At 74.7% G+C, this 4,222-nt stretch carries 6 protein-coding genes; 3 read left to right on the top strand and 3 right to left on the bottom strand.

The window, feature by feature from the left end; genetic code table 11:
- Positions 1–1,102 (top strand): TMEM175 family protein (locus H5J29_RS23005; protein ID WP_181783121.1); only part of this gene is annotated, 1,102 nt, incomplete at its 5' end.
- On the opposite strand, the gene H5J29_RS23010 is transcribed toward H5J29_RS23005, so the two are convergent.
- The 3 genes from H5J29_RS23010 to H5J29_RS23020 all read right to left on the bottom strand — a co-directional run bounded on the left by H5J29_RS23010 (position 1,041) and on the right by H5J29_RS23020 (position 2,406).
- On the bottom strand, positions 1,041–1,493 hold the full coding sequence (locus H5J29_RS23010; RefSeq protein ID WP_181783122.1) for a DUF6790 family protein: 453 nt from the start codon (positions 1,491–1,493) through the stop codon (positions 1,041–1,043). The genes H5J29_RS23005 and H5J29_RS23010 overlap by 62 nt on opposite strands.
- 222 nt (positions 1,494–1,715) lie before the next feature.
- Complete coding sequence (locus tag H5J29_RS23015) at positions 1,716–1,862, bottom strand: hypothetical protein (RefSeq protein ID WP_181783123.1); 147 nt, start codon at positions 1,860–1,862, stop codon at positions 1,716–1,718.
- An 85-nt stretch (positions 1,863–1,947) separates the two neighbouring features.
- Positions 1,948–2,406, bottom strand: coding sequence for a MarR family winged helix-turn-helix transcriptional regulator (locus H5J29_RS23020; protein ID WP_181783124.1), 459 nt, complete (start codon positions 2,404–2,406; stop codon positions 1,948–1,950).
- A 73-nt stretch (positions 2,407–2,479) separates the two neighbouring features.
- Here H5J29_RS23020 and H5J29_RS23025 point away from each other — a divergent pair, with 73 nt between their 5' ends.
- The gene (locus tag H5J29_RS23025) at positions 2,480–3,967 is read left to right on the top strand and encodes a CoA transferase (protein ID WP_181783125.1); all 1,488 of its coding nucleotides are present in this window, start codon (positions 2,480–2,482) and stop codon (positions 3,965–3,967) included.
- 16 nt (positions 3,968–3,983) lie between these two features.
- On the top strand, positions 3,984–4,222 hold a 239-nt coding region (locus H5J29_RS23030), incomplete at its 3' end, for an acyclic terpene utilization AtuA family protein (RefSeq protein WP_181783126.1).

Consider the following 4,222-nt stretch of genomic DNA (forward strand, 5'->3'; position numbering starts at 1 on the left):
GTGGGGTGCCACGGACGTGTTCGTCGTGGCCGGGTCGCCGACCCTCGCCGTGCGCGCCGCGGTGGCCGCCGACCCCGCGTTGCACCTGGTCACAGACGGTGACCCGCCCGAGGCTGAGCTGTACGTGCTGACCGGCGACACGGGCTACCACGGGACCCGGCGGAACCTGGAGCGCGTGCTCGTCGAGGCCCCGGACGCGGTGGTGCTGGTCGCGAACCTCCTCTGGCCCGCCGGGCGTCGGGACGTCCTGCCCGGCGTCGGGACCGAGGGCCCCTCGATCCACCGCGACGGGCTCACCCCCGCAGGGGTCGGTGCCGGCTCGGTCGACGCCGCGGAGGAGGCGGGCGGCGAGGAGAACGGGGTCCTGACGGCCGTCGAGGACGTCCTGGCCGAGGCCGCCGAGTCCTGGACCCTCGGCCTGGTGCCGGTGCTGGGTGGCCTGGGCGTCCTGGCCCGGGACGGCGCGGCCTTCGCCGAGGAGCTCTGGGAGACCCTGCTGCCCTGGACCACCTCCGAGCTGCTCGCGGGCCTCGAGCGCAACCGGGTCGCGTTGCTCTCCCGCGTGCTGGACCTCGATCCCGCACCTGCTCAGCGCGCTGAGCAGGTGCGGGAGCTGGGCGCGCTGCTCGGGTTCGCCGTGATCGGCCGGTTCTGGCTCGCCCACCACGCCCTGTTCGACCGGATCCGGGTGGTCGACCGGCCGCTCCTGCTGCTCAACCTGCTGCTGCTCGCGCCCGTCGCGCTCGTCCCGGCCGTGGCCGGGCTGATCGCCGACTACGGCGACCGGACGCCGGCCGTCGTCCTCTACGCCGCGGTGGTCGCGGTCGCCGCGGGCGCGCAGCTCGGGGTGTGGCTGTGGGCCTCGCACGGGAACCGGCTGACCGCGGAACCCGAGCCGGAGGACGACAGCCCGCGGCGCACCACGGCCGGGTTGGCGCTGGCCTGCGGCGCGTTCGCGGTGTCGGTCCCGCTCGCGTTCGTCTCGACGTGGGCGGCGCAGGCCTGCTGGCTGGTGGCCCTGCTGCCCGCCCGGTGGTGGCTCAGGTGGCCAGGTACAGGCCGATCACGAGCAGCGGGGCCAGGACGTCGTACCAGAGGATGAAGCCGGCATTGCCCGCCTCCCGGTTGCCCTGCCGCACGATCTGCACGACGTGGCCGAGCGCGGCGCCGAGATAGAAGATCGCGAAGGCGAGCACCGCGGCGAGCTGGAACTGGCGGTCGAAGCCGCTGCCCGCGAGGACCCCGAGCACGCCGATCAGCACCCCGGCCAGCCCGACCTCCCACTGGAACGGGTTGCCCTTCGGCCAGCCGATCGACTCCGCGATGGGGTCGGGGAAGGCGAGGTGCCCGCAGCCGACGATGAAGGAGTTCACCCCCGCGAGCCACACGAGGGCGTTGAGCAGGCTCGCCTCCGCGAACCCGGACCAGCCGGAGGTCGCGAGCTGCACGATCTCGACCACCACGAACCCGACGAGCCCGACGTAGGTCGTCATCCCGAGGAGTCTCAGCACGACCGGCGGCGGACCCGCCGCCTCGCTCGACCCGGCGTCGCGAACCGGTCCCGCCATGGCACTCTCCCGTCACGTGGTCACGGGCTCGCTCGCGGCGGCCTCGCGAAGCGTTAACGCCGCACGGATCTTCGGGGCCGGCGTCCCCGGTCCTCGCGGACCGTGAACCCGGCGTGGTCCCGCACGTCCGCCTGCGATCCGGTCGTGTCAGTCCCTTCCCGAGGTTTCGGTGGAGCCGGCGGCGTCGATCGCGTCGAGGATCTGGCGCGGACCGAGCGGGGTGCTGCGCAGCTCGACGCCCAGCGGCACGAGCGCGTCCGCGACGGCGTTGAACACCGCGGCCGGGGAGCACACCGCACCCCCTCCCCCACGCCCTTCACGCCGAGCGGGTTGCCCGGCGCGACCGACTCGACGTGCGCGATCTCGATGTCCGGCACACCTAGCGCAGCCCCCCGGTCCCGGCGCGGTAGGCCGCGGCCAGTGGCTCGACGATCTCCGCCAGCTCCTCCAGGACCGCGATGATCTCCTCCGCACGCTCGGGCGGGGCCTCGCGCAGGAGCTCCCGGAGGACGGGTGCGGCGTCCATCGGGGGCGCCTGCGCGGCGAGCTCGCGCATCCGCGCCGTGCTCGTGACCAGGCTGCGCCTGCGGTCCGCGGGGTCCTCCCGCACCGCGAGGAGGCCCTGGTCGACCAGGTCCGCGACCACCGTGGAGACCCGGCCCTGGGCGAAGCCGGAGCGGCGCGCGATCTCGCCGACCGTCAGCCCGTCCTGGACGCGGACGCAGTCCAGCACCGCCAGCTCGGTGGCCGACGCCGTCCCGTCCCCCGCGCCCTGCATCGCCTGCAGCGCGGCCGAGGACAGGGTCCGGCCGAGCCGGCGCATCTCGGACAGGTTCATGTGACCCCTCTCGCTGTCGGGCACACTACATCTCCAGAGATGTATTCTCTCGGATGAATCTAGGAGGACGCCGATGTCACCCGACCTCACCGACCGCCTGCGCGCCGCCGTCGCCGCCCCTGCGCGGGACGACGCGTTCGACCCGCTCGCGGAGCTCACCGACCTGCTCGCCGGCCTCGACATGGCCCCGGCCGACGCGGGCGGCGCGATCACCTTCCGCGGCGCCGATCCCGTCGTCCCCAGCACGCTTCGGCTCGGCGGGGCCGCGGCGGTGGCCCTGATGGCCAAGTCCGTGGCCGTGGCGGCGCTCGGGCGCGAGCGGGGCGGCGAGGGCCAGGACCTCGCGACGGACCTCCGCGTCGCCCCGCGACGGCTCTGCCCGATGTACGAGGGACGCTGGGAGCTCGTCAACGGGTACGCCCCGGGTGCCCCGATGATCGTGGGCGACGGGCTGTCGATGGCCTTCCACCGCACGGCGGACGACCGCTGGGTGATGCCGGTCAACCTCTACCCGAAGCTCGACGTGGCCGCCCAGCGCCTGCTCGGCACCCCGAACGACCGGGCCGCCGTCGCGAAGGCCGTGGCCCGCTGGAAGGGGACCGACCTCGAGCAGGCCGCCGAGGAGGCAGGCGTCGTCATCCCGATGCTGCGGACCACCGAGGAGCTCCTGCGCGAACCGCAGTACCGCGACGTGCTCGCCGACGCCCCGCTCGTCGAGATCGAGCGGATCGGGGACAGCGCTCCGGAACCGTTGCCGCACACCGCGGGTGACCCTCTGGAGGGGGTCCGCGCGCTCGGCATGGGGCACGTGATCGCCGGGGCCGGGGCGGGCCGCGCGCTGGCGCTGCACGGGGCGGACGTGCTCAACCTCTGGCGGCCGAACGAGCCGGAGCACGACGCCACCTACTGCACCGCGAACGTCGGCATGCGGTCCGCGACGCTCGACCCGACGCGCGACGCGGAGCGCCTGCGCGCGTTGCTGGCCGACGCCGACGTCTTCTTCGCCAACCGCCGCCCCGGCTACCTCGAGCGGCACGGGCTCTCCCCCGAGGAGGCGGCGGCGGTCCGCCCGGGCCTGGTCCACGCCACGGTCTCGCTGCACGGCCGCACCGGACCGTGGGCGAACCGCGTCGGGTTCGACCAGGTCGCGGGCGGGGTCAGCGGGATGATGCTGCGCGAGGGGACCGACGGCCGCCCGGCGCTGCCCCCGATCGGCGTCGTGAACGACTACATCGTGTCCTGGCTGCTCGCGGCCGGGATCGTCCGCGCCCTCACCCTGCGCTCGCGGGTCGGCGGCAGCTACCGGGTGCACGTCTCGCTGACCCGCGCCGCGCTCTGGGTCCTGAGCCTCGGCGTGTTCGACCGGGACTACGCCCACGCCGTGGCAGGCACCGGCGACGAGCACGCCTACCTGCCGCCGGAGCTGTTCACCGCGGACACCCCGCTGGGCCACTACCAGGGCGTGACCGACCAGGTGGCCATGTCCCGCACCCCCGGGCGCTACCGGACCGTGCTCGTCCCGCGCGGGGCGGGCCGTCCGGCCTGGCTCGACCGACCCTGAACCCCAGGAGGACCCCATGAGCACCACCCCGCTCCGCGTCGCGAACTTCTCCGGGTTCCTCGGCGACCGCCGCAGCGCCCTCGACGAGGCCCTCGCGGGCGACCCCGTCGACGTCCTGATCGGCGACTACCTCGCCGAGATCACCATGGCGGCGGTCGCGGGGCGGTCGCGCGGCTTCTCCGTCGGGTACTTCCTAGACCAGCTCCGGCCCCACCTCGCCACGGTGGCGGAGCGCGGGCTGAAGATCGTCGTCAA

Origin of the sequence: Pseudonocardia pini, assembly GCF_013870575.1 — a bacterium.
Taxonomy (GTDB): Bacteria; Actinomycetota; Actinomycetes; order Mycobacteriales; family Pseudonocardiaceae; genus Pseudonocardia; species Pseudonocardia pini.